The following is a 20,845-nucleotide window of genomic DNA, read 5'->3' as shown; positions in this document are numbered from 1 at the left end:
TAATTTTTAGGATAAATATTAGTGTAATTAAAAATAAAATTTTGATATTTGCATAGAAATAAACAAGACATGACTTTTATTCAAAACCATCATCATCATTTTTACAATTGCAGTCAAGCGATTTAAAAGTGTATTGAATAAAATCAAGATATTTATAAACCCGTTTGAGCGAATCAAACGGGTTTTTTTAATTTTAAACCGTATTTGCTCAGGCATCAAACAAAACAAAAATGAGTAATTTAAGAATTGCAGTACAAAAGTCAGGAAGATTAAATGAAGATTCTATGGGTATCTTAAAAGATATCGGAATCTCAATAGACAACGGAAAAGATCAGTTAAAAGCATCCGCAAGAAATTTTCCTGTTGAGGTTTTTTATCTTAGAAATGGAGATATTCCTCAGTATTTAAGAGATGGAGTTGTAGATGCTGCTATTATTGGCGAGAATGTTTTGATAGAAAAAGGAAACGATTTAGACTTTATAGAGCGTTTAGGTTTTTCTAAATGTAAAGTTTCTATAGCTGTACCAAAAGAGTCTGAAGCTAATTCATTAAAAGATTTAGACGGCAAAAGAATTGCTACATCATATCCAGAAACCGTAAGAAAATATTTAAAAGAGTATAATATAGAAGCACAGTTACACATTATTAATGGTTCTGTAGAAATTGCACCAAATATTGGATTAGCAGACGGAATTTGTGATATTGTTTCTAGTGGAAGTACATTATTTAAAAACGGATTAAAAGAGATTGAAGTTCTTTTAAAATCTGAAGCTGTTTTAGCTGTTTCTCCATTAATTTCAGACGAAAGAATGGCTATTTTAGAGAAAATTCAATTCAGAATTCAGTCTGTTTTAAAAGGAAGAGACTCTAAATATGTGTTGCTAAATGCACCTAACGAGAAATTAGATGACATCTTAAATTTATTACCAGGTATGAGAAGTCCTACTGTTTTGCCATTGGCGCAAAAAGGGTGGAGTTCTGTGCACACGGTAATTAGCAAGAATGAATTTTGGGAAATTATAGAAGAGTTAAAAGCAAATGGAGCAGAAGGTATTTTAGTGTGTCCTATTGAAAAAATGGTGCTTTAATATTTTTATTTGGGCGTTTTAACGGGCTTTTCGCACTCGCTTTTTTTCTAAAAAAGAAAAAAGAGCTCAAACAAATGCTACAATCCCTAACGCAAATTACAAGTTTGCTAACATCCTGCAAGGTTTAAATAACTTTGTAAGTATAAATTAAAAAGTAAAATACCTACAAGGTTTTAGAAACCATGCAGGAGAAATTTAAAACATGAATACAATTATAAACCCATCCAGAAAAGAGTGGTCTCAAATTTTAGAGAGACCCACAAAAACGGTTGATGATATAGAAGGAGTTGTAAATGAGGTTTTTGCTGATGTCAAAGAAAACGGGGATGCAGCTGTAAAGAAATACACCGCAAAATTTGATGGTGTTTCTTTAGAAAATACAATTGTTTCGCTAGATGAAATAGAAGAAGCAATTTCATTAGTTTCTAATGAATTAAAAGACGCTATTATTCTTGCAAAAGAGAATATTACCAAATTTCATACTGCTCAAAAAACCGATAAAGTTTTTGTAGAAACGGCAAACGGAGTTTCTTGTTGGCAAGAAAAAAGACCAATTACTAAAGTTGGTTTGTATATTCCTGGCGGAACAGCACCTTTGTTTTCTACGGTTTTAATGTTGGCAATTCCTGCACAAATTGCAGGTTGTAAAGAAATTGTATTGTGTTCTCCTCCAAATAAGGAAGGTAAAATTCATCCGGCTATTTTGTATGCTGCAAATTTATGCGGAGTTACAAAAATTATAAAAGTTGGCGGAATTCAAGCTATTGCAGGATATACGTTTGGAACAGAAACCATTCCGCAAGTGTATAAAATATTTGGCCCAGGAAATCAGTATGTAACGGTTGCGAAGCAACTGTCTACAAAACATGGTGTTGCTATAGATATGCCTGCAGGTCCAAGTGAATTGTTAGTCGTTGCAGACGATTCTGCAAACGCAAGTTATGTGGCTTCAGATTTGTTAAGTCAAGCTGAACATGGTGCTGATAGTCAAGTTATTTTGGTATCAACATCCAAAGAAATGATTGCTGAGGTTGCCAAAGAAATTGAAATTCAGTTAGCAAAACTAACGAGAGCAGAAATTGCTCAGAAAGCGATCAATAATTCGAAATCTATTTTTGTAGAGAATGATGAAATCGCTTTAGAGTTGATTAATGAGTATGGTCCAGAACACTTTATTGTTTGTACAAATAACAATGATTTTTATATAGATAATATAGAAAATGCAGGTTCTGTTTTTATTGGAAATTATACCCCGGAAAGTGCAGGCGACTATGCTTCAGGAACCAATCATACATTACCAACAAACGGATTTTCTAAATCGTATTCCGGAGTAAATTTAGATAGTTTTACTAAAAGTATTACGTTTCAACAAATTTCTAAAGAAGGAATACAAACTATTGGAAAATCAATAGAATTAATGGCAGCAGCAGAAGGCTTAGATGCACATAAAAATGCAGTTTCTATTCGTTTAAAAGATTTAAAATAAGATAAACCTCACAGGTTTTTAAAACCTGTGAGGTTTGGAAAATAACAGCAATGAAAACAGACTTTAACATCAATAACTTAGTTAGAGAAAATATAAAATCTCTAAAACCATATTCTTCCGCAAGAGATGAATATAAAGATGCTAATACTACAGAAATGATTTTCTTAGATGCTAATGAAAATCCTTTTGAAAACGGTGTTAATAGATATCCAGACCCACAACAAAACGGTGTAAAAGATTTACTAGCTGATATTAAAGGAGTCAGCAAAGAAAATATTCTTTTAGGAAATGGAAGTGATGAAGTTTTAGATTTAATTTATAGAGCTTTTTGCGAACCTAATAAAGACAATGTAATTTCATTGCCACCTACATACGGAATGTATGATGTGTTGGCAAACATCAATGCCATCGAAAATAGAGAGGTATTGTTAAGTGAAGGTGATTTTCAGCCACAAGTCAGTCAGATTTTAAAAGCAGCTGATGCCAATAGTAAAATTTTGTTTTTGTGTTCTCCAAACAACCCAACAGGAATTAGTTTTACAGCAGAATCGGTTAGAGAATTGCTTACAAAATTTAAAGGATTAGTTGTTATTGATGAAGCGTATATCGATTTTTCTGAACAAAGAAGTTGGTTAGAAAGATTGTCGCAATTTCCTAATTTAATCATTACACAAACTTTATCTAAAGCATTTGGTTTAGCGGGAATTCGCTTAGGAGTTTGTTATGCATCCAAAGAAATTATTAAAATTTTAAATAATATAAAGCCACCTTATAACGTAAATGAATTAACGCAGCAAAGAGCCATTGTAAGATTGCAAAAGATGGATGAAGTTGAGAATGAAATTTCTCAATTAATTAGCGAGAGAAAGCGTCTTAAAAAGGAGTTAGAGTGTTGTGTTAGTTATATAGAAAAAGTATATCCTTCGGATGGTAATTTTTTATTGTTAAAGGTAGATGATGCAACAAAACGTTATAAGCAGTTAATTGAATATGGTGTGGTTATTAGAAACAGAACTACACAACCTTTGTGCGAAAATTGTTTGCGAATTAGTGTGGGGATTTGTGAAGAAAATCAAAGGTTATTAAGAGCTTTAAAGGCAATACAGTAATATTAAAATAAACAAACTTACAAGGTTCTAGAAACCCTGCAGGAAAAAATATAAGATGAGTAAAAAAGTATTATTTATAGACAGAGACGGAACTTTAGTATTAGAACCGCCTGTAGATTATCAATTAGATAGTCTAGAAAAGTTAGAGTATTATCCGAAGGTGTTTCGTTACATGGCAAGAATTGCCGAGGAACTAGATTTTGAATTGGTGATGGTAACCAATCAAGATGGATTAGGTACAGATTCTTTTCCGGAAGATACTTTTTGGCCAGCACAAAATAAAGTAATATCGGCATTTGAAAAGGAAGGTGTTGTTTTCTCTGAAGTTTGTATCGATAAAACGTTTCCGCATGAAAATGCTGAAACACGTAAACCAAGAACAGGTTTGTTAACCAAGTATTTTTCTGAGGAATATGATTTGGCAAATTCTTTTGTTTTAGGAGATAGAATTACAGACATGGAATTGGCTAAGAATTTAGGCGCAAAAGGAATCTTTTTGTCTGAAGACCCAGAATTAGGTGCAGATGAAATTGAGACTTCTAAGCAAGAAATTTTAGATTGTATTGCTTTAACATCTACCGATTGGAAAACTATTTATGAGTTTTTAAAATTAGAAGATAGAGTTTCTGAAATCACAAGAAATACCAACGAAACGAAGATTTATATCAAATTAAATTTAGACGGTTCTGGTAAAAATGATATTTCTACAGGAGTTAAGTTTTTCGACCACATGTTAGATCAAATTGGTCGTCATGGAGCAATGGATTTAACGGTAAAAGTAGATGGAGATTTAGAGGTTGATGAACATCACACCATAGAGGATACCATGATTGCTTTGGGAGAATTATTCAATAAAGCATTAGGAAATAAATTGGGTATTGAGCGCTATGGATTTTGTTTGCCAATGGACGATTGTTTGGCACAAGCAGCGGTAGATTTTGGCGGAAGACCTTGGTTGGTTTGGGAAGCTGATTTTAAACGTGAAATGATTGGTGATATGCCAACAGAAATGTTTTTACATTTGTTTAAATCGTTTACAGATGGCGCAAGATGTAATTTAAATATTAAGGCAGAAGGCGCAAATGAGCATCATAAAATTGAAGGGATTTTTAAAGCGTTTGCTAAAGCGATGAAAATGGCGGTTAAAAGAGATGCAAACAAAATGTTTTTACCATCAACAAAAGGAGTTTTATAATGAAATTAGTAATTATAGATTACGGAGCAGGAAACATAAAAAGTATTCAGTTTGCGTTTAAGAGATTAGGAATTGATGCTGTTTTATCAAATAATATTGATGAAATAAAAGCGGCAGATAAAGTGATTTTTCCTGGTGTTGGAGAAGCAAGTTCAGCAATGAAAATGTTGCAAGAAAGCGGATTAGATAAAGTGATTCCTACTTTAAAACAACCTGTTTTAGGAATTTGTTTAGGAATGCAATTAATGTGTAATTCATCTGAAGAAGGAAATACAAAAGGATTAGGGATTTTTGATGTAGCGATAAAGAAGTTTTCGAAAGCTGTAAAAGTTCCGCAAATGGGCTGGAATATTATTTATAATTTAAAATCAGATTTATTTACAGGAATTAAAGAAAAAGAGTTTATGTATTTGGTGCATAGTTTTTACGCAGAAAATTGTGAAGAAGCCATTGCGACTACAGATTATGAATTTGAATATGCTTCTGCTTTACAAAAAGATAATTTTTATGGTACTCAGTTTCACCCAGAAAAAAGTGGTTTAGCAGGAGAACAGATATTGAAGAACTTCCTAAATTTATAAATAATAACGGATGTCATTCCGACTGAGGAACGAAGAGGAATCTAGGAATCTCATGATAAGATTTCTCAATCGCCTAAAAGGCTCATTTCGAAATGACAATAATTAATAAAAAGACTATTTTGAGAATAATACCAGCAATAGATATTATAGACGGAAAATGTGTTCGTTTAACAAAAGGAGATTATAACACAAAGAAAATTTATAATGAAAATCCTTTAGAAGTAGCCAAAGAATTTGAAGCTGCAGGTATCGAGTATTTACATGTGGTAGATTTAGATGGTGCAAAAGCAAGTCAGATTATCAATCATAAAGTATTGGAACAGATTGCTTCTAAAACCAATTTAAAAATTGATTTTGGTGGTGGTTTAAAGTCTGATAAAGATTTAGAAATTGCTTTTAATTCTGGGGCTAATCAAATTACAGGAGGAAGTATTGCTGTAAAAAATAGCGAGATTTTTGAAAGTTGGATTGAAAAATATGGTTCAGAAAAAATTATTTTAGGAGCTGATTTTTATCCTGATGCAACAGGAGGAAAGATTGCAACCAATGGTTGGCAGGAAGAAAGTAGTTTAGAATTGATTCCTTTTATTGCTGATTATCATCAAAAAGGAATTCAGTATATTATTTGTACCGATATTTCTAAAGACGGCATGTTACAAGGACCAAGTTTTGATATTTATAATCAAATTTTATCTGAAGTAAAAAATGTAAAGTTAATTGCTTCTGGTGGAATTTCAGCTTTTGATGAATTGCCTAAATTGGCAGAAAATGGTTGCGAAGGTGTAATTATTGGAAAAGCGATTTATGAGAATAAAATCAGCTTAAAACAGTTGGAAGAATTTATAATTAAAAAATAAAATGGTTCTCGATATAATTTCGATAAAAATCGAAATCACTCGAACTGATATCATGGATAAAATGTAGAAAAAATATCCATGATTATATTAATAGTAACAAATTAGTTCCTTCCCTTTGGGAAGGTTAGGATGGGCTTATGTTAACAAAAAGAATAATACCTTGTTTAGATATTAAAAACGGAAGAACTGTAAAAGGTGTTAATTTCGTAAATTTAATAGATGCAGGAGACCCTGTGGTTTTAGCAAAACAATATGCAGATTTAGGTGCAGACGAATTGGTTTTTTTAGATATTTCTGCAACGTTAGAAGGTAGGAAAACCATGATAGAAATGGTGCATCAAGTGGCGGAACAAGTGAATATTCCGTTTACAGTTGGTGGTGGAATTTCTTCTGTAGAAAATGTAAATGAGTTGTTAAAATGGGGAGCAGATAAGGTTTCTATCAATTCATCGGCAGTAAAAAGACCAGAATTGGTTAACGAATTGGCAGAGAAATTTGGAAGTCAATGTGTGGTAGTTGCAATCGATGCTAAACAAATTGATGGAGAATGGTTTGTGCATTTAGCTGGAGGAACGATTCCTACAGAGATCAAACTTTTTGATTGGGCAAAAGAAGTAGAAGAGCGTGGAGCAGGAGAAATTTTGTTTACTTCTATGAATCATGATGGCACAAAAGGAGGTTTTGCAAATGAAGCTTTGGCACATTTATCAGAAATATTAAACATTCCTATTATTGCTTCTGGAGGAGCAGGGACAATTCAGCATTTTGCTGATACGTTTAAAAAAGGGAAAGCAGATGCCGCATTAGCTGCGAGTGTTTTTCATTTTGGAGAAATTCCTATTTTGGAGTTGAAAGAGGAGTTGAAAAAACAAAATATACCGGTAAGGTTATAAAAAAATTACAATGTCATTCTGAAGAATAATGAGAAATATTTTAAAATAAAGATTTCTCAATCACTTAAAAAAAGCTCATTTCGAAATGACAAAAAACAATAATTATGAATATAGATTTCAATAAAAACAACGACGGATTAGTACCCGCAATCATTCAAGATGCAACCACAAAAAACGTTTTGATGTTGGGGTATATGAATGAAGAAGCTTTTGCTAAAACACAAGAAACTAAATTAGTTACTTTCTTTTCTAGAACTAAAAATAGACTTTGGACAAAAGGTGAAGAAAGTGGAAATGTATTGAATTTGGTTGATATAAAACTAGATTGTGATAATGATACATTATTAGTTTCTGTAAATCCGAATGGACCAACCTGCCATAAGGGAACAAGTACTTGTTGGGGAGAAGAAAACAAACCAAACTATGGTTTCTTTTCTACTTTAGAAGACGTAATTACAGAAAGAGTTGCTAACAAAGACACTAAAAAATCTTATGTAGCAAGCTTGTTTTCTAAAGGAATTAACAAAGTTGCTCAGAAAGTAGGAGAGGAAGCAGTAGAAACTGTTATTGAGGCAATGGATAATAACGACGAGTTGTTTTTATATGAATCGGCAGATTTAATGTTCCATTACTTAATGTTGTTACAAGCAAAAGGATTCACTTTAAAAGACATTGAAGAGGAATTAAAAGGAAGACATAAATAATACTTTTTGAAAGGTTTACGGTACAGATGTAAAAACTAAAGCTTTTCCATAATAAGGATAATCTCCTGCTGTAAAAACCATTCTAGTTTCACTAAGTTCTTCTAAACCAAGAATAGTAAGTTCAGTTCTAAAATTTTCATTAAGACTTTCTCCTTTAGAAATATTGATGAAAATTTTACCTGAATCTTCATAGAAACTATACGTTAATCGACCTTCTTGTTCTGTTGGATTATCGTAGTAACAAGAAATATTACCAAGTGTTACTTGAGCTTCATTTTTATCGTAGAAAAAAGTATATTCATCATCGGTATAACATTCGTTAAGTTCGCTAAGTACATCATTTTCATAGGTTTTGTAAAAAGCCTCAACTTTCCATGTTTTAGAGCTATTTCCATGGATTTTTTGTAAATCATCTATTGTATATCTAACGTCAATATCTTTGTCGTCTTTACTACAGTTGTATAAAAATAAAGAGGAAATAATTAATAGGAAGATATAGACGTGTTTCATGATATACATTTTTAATTAAAAGGAATTATAAATTTAACAAGTATTGTGCCAAAAAGGATGTTTTTTTCGGGATTAATAGTGGTTTCATAATTATTTATTTATTATCAAATCTAAAGTGACCAAATACATATCTTGTTTGGTCATTTTTGCTTTTAACCAAGCAAAGAAACTCATCATAAAAATATCTTCTTTTTTGGTGTCTAACCAGTCAAATGAAGTTTGTACTTTTTCTTTAAAGGCTATTGTAGTGGCTACTTCTGGGTTTTTATAATAGATTTCTACTAATTTTAAATAGGTAATTACCTTTTCTTGATTCATGTCTAAAAGTTTAGAGAAATAGTTTCTTTTAAAGCTTTTTAACCTTGAATCTACCAAATCAATATTTCCTAAATCTATTTGTAATAAAATTTCAATTAGGTTTTTTTTGATGGTCCAAATAATTCCTGCTTTTTCGATATACCATTTGTCCGTATGGTAAAATTTAGATACTATTTTTTGAGCTTTTTCTAAGGATTTATGCTGGTAATAAAAAACAATTAAAGAAAGTGAGAAGTCTAATTGTGAAACAATAGTTGTATTTTTTTTATCGATATAAGGCGCTAATAAAGAAATAGCTTTTACTTGTTTATTTGTGTAGTTTAAGTTAAGAGCGTGTAATAAATCATATTTCTGAATAAAGTCATTATAATATTTTTTATTTTCTGCATTCATGTAAAAGAGCATCAATTTTAAATAGTGTTCGGATTCTTCAAATTTCTTGTTTCTAAAAAGTACGTTCGCAATTAAATACAAAACCTCTAAGTGATAATTAAGTTGTTTGTCCTTTGATGTATGATTTTGAATAATTTGATATGTTTCGATAATGAATTCGTCAATATTATAATAATCAAATTTTTGAGCAGATGATATGCTTGTTATCTTAATAATTTGATATAATGATTTAAAGGATAAAGAATCATTAATTGCAATGTCTTGTTCTTTTAAAACAAGATCTATCAATTTTTTAATATCAATATTAGATTTGTTTTGACGATAATTAGCCAATGAAGTTCTAATTTTAGCGTACGCAATATTTAGTTGGTCTTCTAAAATAAGTTTATTTTGATTCTCTTTAAAATCGGCGATTAACTTCTCTAGGTTTATGTCTGGGTTTAAATGTGCATATTGAATTTTCGTATGATATACTTCATTTAAAATTGCAAATAATTGGTATTCATTTGCCGTTACGATGGTTTTGTCTAAAATTTGATACCCAACTTTTAGTTGTCCCTTTTTAAGAAAGTACCTAGCAGATAGAATGTTTTTTATCAAAAGAATATCGATTGAATTTTCTTCTTTCATACTTGTGTTTGCTGTAAAATCTATAAGAGATTGAAACAAACGTTTTCTAAGTGCATGTAAAGCTACTTTATTTTGTTTGCCGTATAATTTTTCAGAAATTTCTGTAGATGATAAATTGTCTTCTAGCAAAAGGTTTACTAATTGACAGTTTTTAGCATCTTTCCTTTTGTTTTTTTTGTCAAGGTAAGAAAGAAAATCTTGTTGTTGTTCTCTAGTAAAAGTGTTTAATACTTCTTTTAAATTTATCATTATATCGTCAGTAAATAGATTGTAAATATAATAAATTTATTAAATTTTATATGTTTTGTTAAAATTATATCGTCAGTAATTGTTGTAAATTGAATTCTTATAACTTTAAAAGGGTTGCAAATTTGTATCATAATTATTAAACTAAATATTATGAATTATCAAACAACATCTTCAATTAATGAAGAAACTAAAAAAGAAAGTAAAAAGAAAAAAGTAAATAATGAGTTAAATTCAAAACCAACTTCTGCTTATGTTGGTGCTTCTTGGGGAGCTTTAATAATTGGTCTAGTTTCTTACTGTATCGGTTTGTGGAATGCCTCGATTGAATTAAATGAAAAAGGATTTTATTTCGCTATTCTTTTAATGGGTATTTACGCTGTAATTTCCCTACAAAAAGCGGTGAGAGATAAAGCAGAAGAGATAAAAGTTAGTGAAATGTACTACGGAATTAGTTGGGTAGTGGTTCTTGCTGCGATACTGTTATTAATCATAGGACTGAGGAATGCAGATTTTCTTTTAAGTGAAAAAGGATTTTATGGAATTTCATTCTTATTAAGTTTATTTGGTGCCATTTCTGTACAAAAAAATACAAGAGATATCGATTATATTAACAATAAAACAGAAGAAGAGAAGAGTTAGTTTAGTAATGGTTTTAGATAACCAAAACCTCACAAGTAAATACTTGTGAGGTTTAAAATTTTATACGAGGTTAATTTTAATGCAAAATAGGTTAAGCAGTAATTTTATTTATAGCCTTTCTATATTTATCTTTGGTTGATAAATTACTTGTTTTGAAAAAATCAAAAATATTAATTGTTTTAGCCTTTTTTACAATATACATTGTATGGGGTTCCACTTATTTATTTAATAAAATCGCGGTAACGGCGTTACCTCCATTTTTTATGGCTTCGTTACGTTTTTCAGGGGCTGGGATTTTAATAATGATCATTTCTAAAATCTTGAAATTAGATCTTAGAATTACAAGAAAACAACTAATTAACTGCTGTATCTCTGGCTTTTTTTTCTTAGTGTATGGTAACGGTGTTTTTGTATGGGCACTTGTATATTTAGATAGTGGTTTTGCTGCTTTGTTAGCCTCTACGCAGCCATTATTTGTTTTAATATTATTACGACTGATAGATAGAAAACCAATGCAGAAACAATCTATAATTGGTGTTTCTTTGGGTATTCTGGGAATGTATTTATTGGTGAGTCAACAATCTATTACTGCATCAGAAGGTAGTTTACTAGGTATTTTTATGATTTTAACCTGTGTGTTAAGTTGGAGTTATGGCGGCGTGTTCGTGTCTAAAGCAGATTTGCCTAAAAACTTCTTTATTACTACAGGGTACCAGACGTTGTTTGCTGGTTTGTTTCTAATTATAATGAGTTTTTCTTTTGGTGAAACCATGACTTCTCCTTTAGACTGGTCTCAAGAAGTGAAGTATTCTATGGGTATGTTGGTTGTTTTTGGAAGTATTATTGCTTTTACAGCCTTTAATTATTTGCTAAAATTAGTGTCTCCAGATAAAGTTGCTACTTCTGCTTATGTAAATCCTATTATAGCAATGCTTTTAGGATGGTACTTTTTAGATGAAGTACTTACAAGTCAGTCTATTCTTGCGTCTATGGTTTTATTAACAGGTGTCTATTTTATTACCTCTAGAAAAAGGATTGCAAAGGTAGATGCAGAAGAAGTTATAAAACCTTAGATACGTGAAAAACGAAAATTCATTTTCTTTTATAAATCCTAAAAAATGGCCTTTTTTTTACGGATATGTAGTCTTAGTTTTTGGCAGTATTGGTGTTTTGTTCAGTATTCCTGGTCAGACTGTAGGAGTTTCTGTTTTTACAGATCCTGTAAAAGATGCCTTGGGTTTAACTCGAAACCAATTTAGTAATGCATACTTAATTGGTACCTTGTTAAGTGCTTTTTTTGTTACAAAGGCCGGAAGATTATTTGATAAATTCGGAGCAAGATATGTTGCTTTTTTTGCAGCATTCTTTTTAGCAGTCTCGTTAATTATTTTTTCTTTTGCGGAAGGAATTAGTGATGTTCTTAAACTTTTTTTAAACACAAAATCTTGGTTTATTCCTTTTGTATTGTTGTGTGTTTTGTTTTTTCTTGTTCGTTTTTGTGGTCAAGGTGTACTCACAATGGCTTCTAGAAATATGGTAATGATGTGGTTTGATAAAAACCGAGGTAAGGTAAATTCTATTAGTAGTATTACCGTTTCATTAGGTTTTTCTAGTTCACCAATCTTATTTAATTATTTAATTGATGAAAAAGGTTGGGAGGTAAGTTGGCAGATATTAGCAGTCTGTTTGTTTATTTTTAGTTTTTTAATTCTTCAATTTTACAGAAACAAGCCAGAAGATTTTGGCTTAATTCCGGATGGTTTTCTTTCTAAAAAGAAAACTAAAAAAAAGAACGTAGAAATTATAGAGGTTAATTTTACGTTAGAGGAAGCCAAAAAAACACGTGCCTTTTGGATGTTTGGTTTGGCATTAGCTTTTAATAGTTTTTTTACTACAGGCTTTACCTTTCATGTAATTTCAATTTTTAATACACAAGGCTATGATAAAACAGAAGCAATTGCTGTTTTTCTGCCAATTTCTATCATTGCTATTTCTGTATCTACAGTAGCAAACATCTTAAGTGATTATATAGCGCATAAAATATATTTATTCATTATGCTTTTTAGTGGAATTATAGCTTCTATAGGACTTTTAGTTTTAGATGATGCTATGGGGATTTATTTATTGATAATTGGTTTAGGAACCTACAGCGGACTTTTTGCAGTGGTAAATGCAGTTACTTGGCCACGTTATTTTGGAAGAGAGTATTTAGGTGCTATTACCGGAAAAGTAATGAGTTTTTTGGTTATTGCAAGTGCTTTGGCGCCAAGTTTATTTAGTTATTGTTTTACGAGTTTAGGGAGTTATCGTTATGTAAGTTATGTGTTAATTCCTTTTTTAGTTTTTTTATTTATAGGTTCTTTGAGTTTAAAGAAACCAGATAAAATAACAGATAAATAAAGATTAGTTTTGGAAGTAAAAAGAGCCATAAAATACATGTTGATAAGCACTTTAGCTTTTGCCTGCATGAATTCTACTGTTAAATATTTAAAAGGTATTCCTACTTTTGAAATCGTTTTTTTTAGGTCTTTAGGATCACTTTTTTTTACGGTTGGTTTTTTATTAAAAAATAAAATACCAATGATTGGTAAAAATAATAAATCACTAATTTTAAGAGCGATAGCAGGAACAACTTCAATGAGTCTTTTTTTTATGTCTATAAAGTATTTATCTATTGGTACTGCGGTTTCCATAAGGTATATTGCTCCGATTTTTTCCGCTATTTTTGCGGTATTTTTATTAAAGGAGAAAATTAAACCTTTACAATGGGGCTTTTTTGTAATTTCACTTGTAGGTGTTTTTGTGTTAAAAGGATTTGATCATCAAATAAATACAACGGGTTTAATCTTGGTTTTACTAGCTTCTGTACTTAGCGGCTTAGTTTATGTAATTATTAATAAAATTGGTAAGAGTGAACACCCTCTTGTAGTAGTAAATTATTTTATGATGTTTGCTACTGTTTTAGGAGGTATACTTTCTATAAATAACTGGACAACTCCTAAAGGAATTGAATGGTTGTTTTTATTACTTTTAGGTATTTTGGGTTATGTAGGGCAGGTTTTTATGACCAAAGCTTTTCAGACCGCTTCGACAAATATAGTGGCACCAATTAAATATTTTGAGGTTATTTATACAGCTACTTTTGGCGTTTTCTTATTCGGAGAAATTTATACTTTTTATAGTTTTTTAGGAATCGCATTAATTATTGGTGGTTTAATTTTAAATATTTGGTACAAATCTAAATTAGATAATTCATAGAAAGACTCTAAAAAAATAACACTCATTTTAAAATAGTTCTTTATATATTTCACATAAATAAAAATCATTGCAAACAATTACAATTCTATATATTATTTTAGCCCTGTTACTGAGTCTTTCGGTAGCGTATTTTCAGTACTTTTTTAAAGAAAAAAATAAGGCTAAAATCAATGTTATATTATTTGTTTTAAGAACAATGAGTCTTTTTTTGTTGCTTTTATTACTGATAAACCCAACGATTAAAAAAATAGAACTCATAAATACAAAACCTATTTTAACTGTATTAGTTGATGATTCTAAATCCATTCCTTTTTTTAACGAAACGAAGAACATTACAATATTTTTATCAGAAATTAAAAACGATAAAAGCATTAATGAGAAATTTGATATCAATAGCTTTAGTTTCGGAAGTGATCTAAAGCCCTTAGATTCACTTTCTTTTATAGAGAATGAAACCAATGTGTCTAAAGCAATAACGGCTGCAAATGATTTGTATGAGGATAAAATTGCGCCGATAATCTTATTATCAGACGGAAACCAAACGATTGGCAATGATTATGAGTTTATCAATTCTAAGCAAAAAATATATCCCATTGTTTTTGGTGATACTGTTCAATATAAAGATTTAAAAATTGCTCAGTTAAATGTAAATAAGTACAGCTACATAAAAAATAAATTTCCGGTTGAAGTGTTTCTGAATTATGAAGGTAAGGAAAATGTGTCTTCTCAGTTTTCGATTTACAAAGAAGGAAAAACTGTTTTTACTAAAAACATACAGTTCTCAGAAACGAATAATATTCAAACAATTTTAACAAATATAACTTCAAGTAAAGAAGGACTTCAATATTACACAGCATCAATTAATAAGATAGAAGGAGAGAAAAACACAAAGAATAATAGCAAAATTTTCTCTGTAGAAGTAATCGATGAACAAACAAAAGTATTGATTTTAACTTCGGTTCTTCATCCAGATTTAGGTGTTTTAAAAAAATCAATAGAAAGTAATAAACAACGTTCTGTAGATGTTTTTTTAATTGATAAATTTAAATTCAATATCAATGATTATCAGTTAGTTATTTTTAATCAACCGAACAATAAGTTTAACAAGGTTTTAAATGAGGTTAAAACGAATAATAACAATTATCTTTTAATTTCAGGAACAAATTCAGATTGGAATTTTATCAACAAACAACAATTAGGATTCAAGAAAAACACACTGAATCAAACAGAGAATTATGGAGCCATTTTTAGTGATTCCTTTTTAACTTTTTTACAAAAAGATATTGGTTTTAATCAATTTCCACCACTTAAAGATCAGTTTGGATCGGTTGACATTTCTAAAGAACATCAAATATTATTGTATCAAAATATAAATGGTTTAGAAACCAAGCAACCTTTGCTGGTAACCTTAGAAGAGAACAATCAAAAATCTGGTGTTTTGTTTGGCGAAGGTTTGTGGAAGTGGAGAGCGACTAGTTTTTTAAACTCAAATTCCTTTCAAGATTTTGATGCTTTTATTGGAAATTTAGTTCAGTATTTAGCGTCCAATAAAAAGAGAAATCGCTTAGAAGTTAATGCGGAAAGTTTGTATCCTGCCAATGCTACCATTCAAATATCAGCATTTTATACAGACAAAAATTACCTGTTTGATTCAAGAGCTTCCTTAGAGATCACTGTTACGAATTCAGCAACAAAAGAAGTTGTAAATAATCCTTTTTCGTTAATAAATAACGCTTATCAAACGGAAATAGAAAACCTTATTGCTGGAGACTATGATTATAAAGTTTCGGTAAATGGACAAAATATACACAGGTACGGTAAGTTTAAAGTTACTGAGTATCAAATAGAAGAGCAGTTTACCAATGCAGATTCAGAAAAGTTGCAAAAATTGGCAAATAGAACAGGAGGAAAGCTGTTTTTTAAAGATGAAATAGAGGAATTAAAGAAAATTCTTTTAGAAGATAAATCATTTTATACAACACAAAAATCAATCAGTAAAGACCAAAACTTAATAGACTGGAAATGGGTTTTGTTTGTTGTTACAGGCTTGTTATCAATAGAATGGTTTATTAGAAAATATTACGGAAAAATTTAAATTTAAAAATTAATATGAGATTTCACACAAGAAAGTGGGTTAAACCCGAAGATTTAAACCCAAATGGAACCTTATTTGGAGGTAGATTATTACAATTTATTGATGAAGAAGTAGCTATTTATGCAATTATTCAATTAGAGCACACAAAAACAGTTACAAAATACATGTCTGAAATAGATTTTGTAAGTTCTGCAAAACAAGGAGATATTATTGAAATAGGGATTGATGTTTTAAAATTCGGAAATTCCTCTATAACTTTAACGTGTAGTGTTAGAAATAAGTTAACAAGAAAAACCATTATTGTGGTAGATAAAATTGTTATGGTTTGTCTCGATGAAAATGGGCACCCTAAAAAGCATGGAAAAACAGAAATTGAATATGTAAAAAATCGATTAGAAGATTAAGTTTAAGGATCATTTTTATATCTAAAATTATGTTAAATATTAACGCTTTTTAACCAATATATAGATTATATATATTGTGTTTCACAAAGTTAAATTGTAAATTTGTAATTAATCAAAATTTATAAGTATGGCGAATAATCAAGTAGATATAAAGTTTCCTAAGGGAGGTGTTTTTTTTATCATTTTAGCGGTAGTAGTAATCATTTTATTTTCTAAATCTACAGTGACTATTGGGCCTGGAGAAGGTGGTGTTGTTTTTGAGGCATTGGGAGATGGTATTAACACAGAAAAAACATATGGAGAAGGTTTTCAGATTGTAGCTCCTTGGAATCGTATGATTGTAAGAAAAGTGCGTCAGCAAGCTATTTCTACAGAAATGAATGTGCTTTCTGTTAATGGATTAGAAGTAAAGGTAAATGGTACAATTTGGTATGAACCTGAGTTTTCTAATTTAGGAATGTTGATAAAGACTAAAGGTGAAGATTATGAGCGTGAATTGTTAGATCCTGCTATTAATGCAGCTGCAAGAAGTGTTGTTGGTCGTTATACTCCAGAGCAGTTATATTCTAGTAAAAGAGATGTAATTGAGCAAGAAATTTTAGATGAAATTCAAATTGTTCTAAAAGAGCAATTTTTAATGGTAAAGAGAGTTTTGGTAGAAGATGTTAAATTACCAACTACTATTAGAACTGCCATTGAAACGAAGTTAAAACAAGAGCAAGAGTCTTTAGAATATGAATTTAGATTAGCAAAAGCATTAAAAGAAGCAGAAAGACAAAAAATTGATGCAGAAGGTAAAGCGGTTGCAAATAAGATTTTAAGTGCTTCTTTAACTGATAAAATTTTACAAGAAAAAGGAATCGGTGCTACTTTAGAGTTGGCTAAATCACCTAATAGTAAAGTAATTGTTATTGGTTCTGGTAAAGATGGTTTACCTATTATTTTAGGAAATCAGTAAAAAGATAATTTCTGCTAACGCGGGATGTGAAAATTAATAAGAGAAATCATTCTCAATGAAAATCCAGCGCTAGCTGGATTTTTTTTTGTGCTTATTTTTAGAAACTTAAAGTTCTGTTAAAGTACTTTTTAACTTGTAACGTTACTGTCTTTTTTGTGTCTTATAAGTGTAGGTAATTTATTTAAGCTATTGTAAGTTTTTAAATTTAGATACGTTAGTTTGAATTGATTTAGACTTAGAACTTGTTTAAGGCTTTCCTTACTATCAAAAATAACTCAAAATAACATTATGGTTTTTGAGATTAAATATTATATAAAAGAATTCAAAATAGGATAAAGGAGATTTAAAAGGTATTGGTGAAGAGATAAAAAGTTTAGATATAAAATACAGTATGACTGTATTTTTAGTTGGTTAATAGTTAGTTTTAATAGTTGATTAGAGTCGGAAGCAATATTGTTTTCGACTCTTTTCAGTTTTAGGTGATTTTTTAAGAATGAAGTATTAGTTGTCAATAAGTTTGTAGAAATAAAAAACCTTGAGGATGAAGCCTCAAGGTTATAATAATATTGTTATTTCTATATTAGAATATATATAGAATTAATTTTTTACGGGAATTTTATCAAGTTCTATTTTACCGTTCTTTATTGCTTTGTAATTTTCATAACAATCCAATACAGCTTCAATCATTTGTAAATCAGATGCCTTTTTAATAAAGTATTCAGAGTAGTTACAGTCTGTAAGTAATTCTGTAAGTTCTTGTCTGTCCATTTGTAGATACTCCATCATTACCTCTCTGTCAAACTTACCAGCTAACATTTTACGTAAATCATCTTCTTTTTTAAGCTTCTGTAATTTTTTTAATTGTTTGGGTTTACTTCCAAAGAGATTGTATAAATAATCTACAGGTTGAAATAATGCCGCAATTGGTGATGAGAAGTCTTTTCCTTTAGGTTTACCAACCTCATAGGTCTGTGGTAGTCCGTTTATTTTAATTCTTGTAAATCGATCTTTTGGTACTTGTTTTACATCAATTTCTAAAACACCAATTAATTGAGTAGATTTTATAACAACCTCTCTAATTTCTTCTGGTTTTTCATACAAAGCAATTAGTAATTCGTTTCCTTTTAACAAATCGTTTGTAATTTTTAATTTTATAGATTCATATCCTAAATAAGAAACCAAAATCGTATCGTTTGCTCTTGTAGGGATTTCAAAGAAACCTCTATCGTTTGTAATTGTACCTTGTACAGTGTTTAGATTTAATATATGAGAAGCACTTAAAGCTTTTTTGCTTACAGCGTGAATAATTTGTCCTTTTAGTGTTTTAACACGAATGGTATCGTTCTGTGAGAGTGTGCTTAAAGACGCGAATAAGCACAAAATGTATAATAGTCTTTGCATATTGCAATAATATGAATAATTGCTTTTAGAAAGGTTAATTTTTTGTGAAACCCGATGATTTATTTGTAAAAATGGATGAAATATAAAAGTGAAGTGTTTTTTAGTAGAAAAACAACTCTTTAACTTCATTTAGAACTTACATAATTTGTAGATATCTAAAGGTTAAAGATGTTCATTATCTTAATTATGAGACGAAAAAAAAAGCTCTTTTCATAGAAAAGAGCTTGTAAGTTAAAAGGAACTATATTTATCTATAACGTCTTTTTAAATTCCAAAGTGTTGAATTTGTGTTGCTTAAATTTTTTGTTGGTTCACCAACTTTACTTTTTACTTTCTGATTACTTGTTTTCATAAATTACTTAATTTGCGGGTGCAAAAGTACGCCGTTTAAAATGTTATAAAAACAACAGGTTTAATGAGTTTGTATAGTGTGTTAACTTTAGGTTAAGTAATTGTTTGTTTTATGGTAACGTACTGTTATTTAGTGAAATAAAATTATGTTTTATCGTTTTGAATCCCTTTATAGATTCATTAATTCTGTGTACAATTTTTGAACAGGTAACCCCACAACATTAAAATAGCTGCCTTCTAAATTATCAATAGCTATAAAACCAATCCATTCTTGTATACCGTATGCTCCAGCTTTGTCATAAGGTTTGTAGTTTTTGATGTAATAATTTATTTCGTCATCTGACAGTTCTTTAAAAGAAACAACTGTAATGTCGTTTACTATCTTTTGAAACTGTTTACTCTTTATGCTTATAGATGTAATTACTTCGTGCTTTTTACCAGATAACGCTCTTAACATGGCAAAAGCATCTGCTTCGTCTTTTGGTTTTCCTAATGCAGTGTTTTCTAACCAAACAATGGTGTCTGAAGTAATTAATATATCTTTTTCTGATAAATTGGAAAAGGCTTTCGATTTTAAATCTGCTAAAAAATCTGTAATGGCTGTTCCTTTTAATTCAGGAGGATAAATTTCTTCTACTTCTTTTAATTCAATTGTAAAATCGATATCTAAATCTTTAAAAAACTGTTGTCTTCTTGGAGACTTAGAGGCTAATATTACGTTGTATTCTTTTAGTTTTTCTCTTAACATATATTTGTGTTGTTCATTCTGCGGAAGCAGGAATCTATTTTTTATTTCAATTTGAATAATACCATTGATAAAATTCCGAAAAGCATTATTACTTTCATTAAATTACTTAGAAAACTAAATTCCTTTTTGCTTTCAGAAATCCATAATTTGTACATAAAATAGAGTAGTGGAAGTAGGATAAATAAAATTCCATAGGTTAAAAGTACGTAGTCACTTATTAAAGATTGTAAAACAATTAAAAGAAATACTAGTAAAATTGCACTAAAGAAAAAAGCGACTTTAGAAGCTCTTTTTCTTCCAAATAAAATAGGCAACGTTTTTGCTTTTATTTTTAAATCGCCATTAATGTCTTCTATATCTTTAATAATTTCTCTGATAATATTGGTAAGTACAGAAAAAATAATATAAGTAATCATTATAAAAAGTAACCGGAAACTTGTTGCAGTGTTGCTTATTACTTCTAATAAATTACTGTTATGTGCTTTGGGTTCGTTGAATAATATGGTTATAAAGAGTACTAAGCCTAAAAGAACTGACACTAATAAGTTACCTATAAAAAGTGTTTTTTTTAGGTATTTAGAATATAAAAAAAGTGCTAAAATGGTTCCTATAAAAAAGAAACTATACAAACTGTTTCCGGTAGTAAAAGATATATATATGCCTAAAAATAAACCTAAAATACTACTAGAATAGTAAAGAATCCAAGCTTTCTTTTTAGAAATAGATTTTTCTATAATTACTTTTAAAGGCTTGTTTATTTTGTCCGTTTCTATATCAAAAATATCATTAATAATATATCCACCAGCAGTGATGCATAAAATGCTAAAAGCAAATATTATAAATTGATAATGAGTTAGAGTAATGCCTAAATAAGTGGTATGTATTAAGGTGTAGTTTTTAAAGCTAAGATCGCTAAAAAATATAGAATCTATCAACGCATATTTGGTTAAAACCATTGTTAATAAAACCATTAAAAGA

The 20,845-nt window shown here is 29.7% G+C and carries 20 protein-coding genes; 15 read left to right on the top strand and 5 right to left on the bottom strand.

Going from position 1 to position 20,845, the window contains the following annotated elements; translation table 11 throughout:
• The first annotated feature begins 230 nt into the window (after positions 1-230).
• From hisG to hisIE, 8 genes are all read left to right on the top strand, one after another.
• Positions 231-1,088 carry an ATP phosphoribosyltransferase gene (hisG, locus tag WHD08_RS03600; protein WP_165733266.1) on the top strand — a complete coding sequence of 286 codons (858 nt, stop codon included), beginning with the start codon at positions 231-233 and terminating at the stop codon, positions 1,086-1,088.
• 202 nt (positions 1,089-1,290) lie between these two features.
• Complete coding sequence (gene hisD, locus WHD08_RS03595; protein ID WP_208889195.1) at positions 1,291-2,574, top strand: histidinol dehydrogenase; 1,284 nt, start codon at positions 1,291-1,293, stop codon at positions 2,572-2,574.
• A gap of 50 nt (positions 2,575-2,624) precedes the next feature.
• Positions 2,625-3,683: a histidinol-phosphate transaminase gene (hisC, locus tag WHD08_RS03590; RefSeq protein ID WP_208889196.1), complete on the top strand. Its 1,059-nt coding sequence runs from the start codon at positions 2,625-2,627 to the stop codon at positions 3,681-3,683.
• A 55-nt stretch (positions 3,684-3,738) separates the two neighbouring features.
• A complete protein-coding gene (hisB, locus tag WHD08_RS03585) occupies positions 3,739-4,878 on the top strand; it encodes a bifunctional histidinol-phosphatase/imidazoleglycerol-phosphate dehydratase HisB (RefSeq protein WP_165733263.1) in 1,140 nt (379 codons plus the stop codon).
• Positions 4,878-5,459 carry an imidazole glycerol phosphate synthase subunit HisH gene (gene hisH, locus WHD08_RS03580; RefSeq protein ID WP_208889197.1) on the top strand — a complete coding sequence of 194 codons (582 nt, stop codon included), beginning with the start codon at positions 4,878-4,880 and terminating at the stop codon, positions 5,457-5,459. The genes hisB and hisH overlap by 1 nt, the downstream gene beginning before the upstream one ends.
• 119 nt (positions 5,460-5,578) lie before the next feature.
• Positions 5,579-6,316, top strand: coding sequence for a 1-(5-phosphoribosyl)-5-[(5-phosphoribosylamino)methylideneamino]imidazole-4-carboxamide isomerase (hisA, locus tag WHD08_RS03575; protein ID WP_208889198.1), 738 nt, complete (start codon positions 5,579-5,581; stop codon positions 6,314-6,316).
• A gap of 137 nt (positions 6,317-6,453) precedes the next feature.
• Positions 6,454-7,209: an imidazole glycerol phosphate synthase subunit HisF gene (gene hisF / locus WHD08_RS03570; RefSeq protein WP_208889199.1), complete on the top strand. Its 756-nt coding sequence runs from the start codon at positions 6,454-6,456 to the stop codon at positions 7,207-7,209.
• A 104-nt stretch (positions 7,210-7,313) separates the two neighbouring features.
• Positions 7,314-7,913 carry a bifunctional phosphoribosyl-AMP cyclohydrolase/phosphoribosyl-ATP diphosphatase HisIE gene (gene hisIE, locus WHD08_RS03565; RefSeq protein ID WP_165733260.1) on the top strand — a complete coding sequence of 200 codons (600 nt, stop codon included), beginning with the start codon at positions 7,314-7,316 and terminating at the stop codon, positions 7,911-7,913.
• Between the two features lie 15 nt (positions 7,914-7,928).
• Here hisIE and WHD08_RS03560 read toward each other — a convergent pair whose 3' ends face one another.
• Complete coding sequence (locus tag WHD08_RS03560) at positions 7,929-8,423, bottom strand: hypothetical protein (protein WP_165733259.1); 495 nt, start codon at positions 8,421-8,423, stop codon at positions 7,929-7,931.
• Positions 8,424-8,513: 90 nt separating this feature from the next.
• Positions 8,514-10,013: a hypothetical protein gene (locus WHD08_RS03555; RefSeq protein WP_208889200.1), complete on the bottom strand. Its 1,500-nt coding sequence runs from the start codon at positions 10,011-10,013 to the stop codon at positions 8,514-8,516.
• Between the two features lie 150 nt (positions 10,014-10,163).
• Here WHD08_RS03555 and yiaA point away from each other — a divergent pair, with 150 nt between their 5' ends.
• The 7 genes from yiaA to WHD08_RS03520 all read left to right on the top strand — a co-directional run bounded on the left by yiaA (position 10,164) and on the right by WHD08_RS03520 (position 17,367).
• A complete protein-coding gene (yiaA, locus tag WHD08_RS03550) occupies positions 10,164-10,652 on the top strand; it encodes an inner membrane protein YiaA (protein WP_208889201.1) in 489 nt (162 codons plus the stop codon).
• Positions 10,653-10,804: 152 nt separating this feature from the next.
• Positions 10,805-11,725 carry an EamA family transporter gene (locus WHD08_RS03545; RefSeq protein WP_165733256.1) on the top strand — a complete coding sequence of 307 codons (921 nt, stop codon included), beginning with the start codon at positions 10,805-10,807 and terminating at the stop codon, positions 11,723-11,725.
• Between the two features lie 4 nt (positions 11,726-11,729).
• Positions 11,730-13,052 (top strand): MFS transporter, encoded by a 1,323-nt coding sequence (locus WHD08_RS03540; protein WP_208889202.1) that lies wholly within the window; start codon positions 11,730-11,732, stop codon positions 13,050-13,052.
• A gap of 9 nt (positions 13,053-13,061) precedes the next feature.
• Complete coding sequence (locus WHD08_RS03535; RefSeq protein ID WP_244183259.1) at positions 13,062-13,910, top strand: DMT family transporter; 849 nt, start codon at positions 13,062-13,064, stop codon at positions 13,908-13,910.
• A 196-nt stretch (positions 13,911-14,106) separates the two neighbouring features.
• Positions 14,107-16,005, top strand: a complete 1,899-nt coding sequence (locus WHD08_RS03530) for a VWA domain-containing protein (protein WP_208889203.1) — start codon at positions 14,107-14,109, stop codon at positions 16,003-16,005.
• Positions 16,006-16,019: 14 nt separating this feature from the next.
• The gene (locus WHD08_RS03525; protein WP_208889204.1) at positions 16,020-16,409 is read left to right on the top strand and encodes an acyl-CoA thioesterase; all 390 of its coding nucleotides are present in this window, start codon (positions 16,020-16,022) and stop codon (positions 16,407-16,409) included.
• 127 nt (positions 16,410-16,536) lie between these two features.
• Positions 16,537-17,367 (top strand): prohibitin family protein, encoded by an 831-nt coding sequence (locus WHD08_RS03520; protein WP_165733252.1) that lies wholly within the window; start codon positions 16,537-16,539, stop codon positions 17,365-17,367.
• A gap of 597 nt (positions 17,368-17,964) precedes the next feature.
• Here the strand turns inward: WHD08_RS03520 and WHD08_RS03515 are convergent.
• From WHD08_RS03515 to WHD08_RS03505, 3 genes are all read right to left on the bottom strand, one after another.
• Positions 17,965-18,768, bottom strand: coding sequence for a carboxypeptidase-like regulatory domain-containing protein (locus tag WHD08_RS03515; RefSeq protein WP_165733251.1), 804 nt, complete (start codon positions 18,766-18,768; stop codon positions 17,965-17,967).
• Positions 18,769-19,288: 520 nt separating this feature from the next.
• Entirely contained in the window at positions 19,289-19,867 is a 579-nt protein-coding gene (locus WHD08_RS03510) for a Maf family nucleotide pyrophosphatase (RefSeq protein ID WP_208889205.1), read from the bottom strand.
• Between the two features lie 41 nt (positions 19,868-19,908).
• On the bottom strand, positions 19,909-20,838 hold the full coding sequence (locus WHD08_RS03505; protein ID WP_208889206.1) for a geranylgeranylglycerol-phosphate geranylgeranyltransferase: 930 nt from the start codon (positions 20,836-20,838) through the stop codon (positions 19,909-19,911).
• Between the last annotated feature and the right edge of the window lie 7 nt (positions 20,839-20,845).

This window comes from Polaribacter sejongensis (genome assembly GCF_038024065.1).
GTDB lineage: Bacteria > Bacteroidota > Bacteroidia > Flavobacteriales > Flavobacteriaceae > Polaribacter > Polaribacter sejongensis.
Note: the sequence above shows the minus strand (reverse complement) of the source record. Positions and strands in the feature narration are given on the sequence as shown.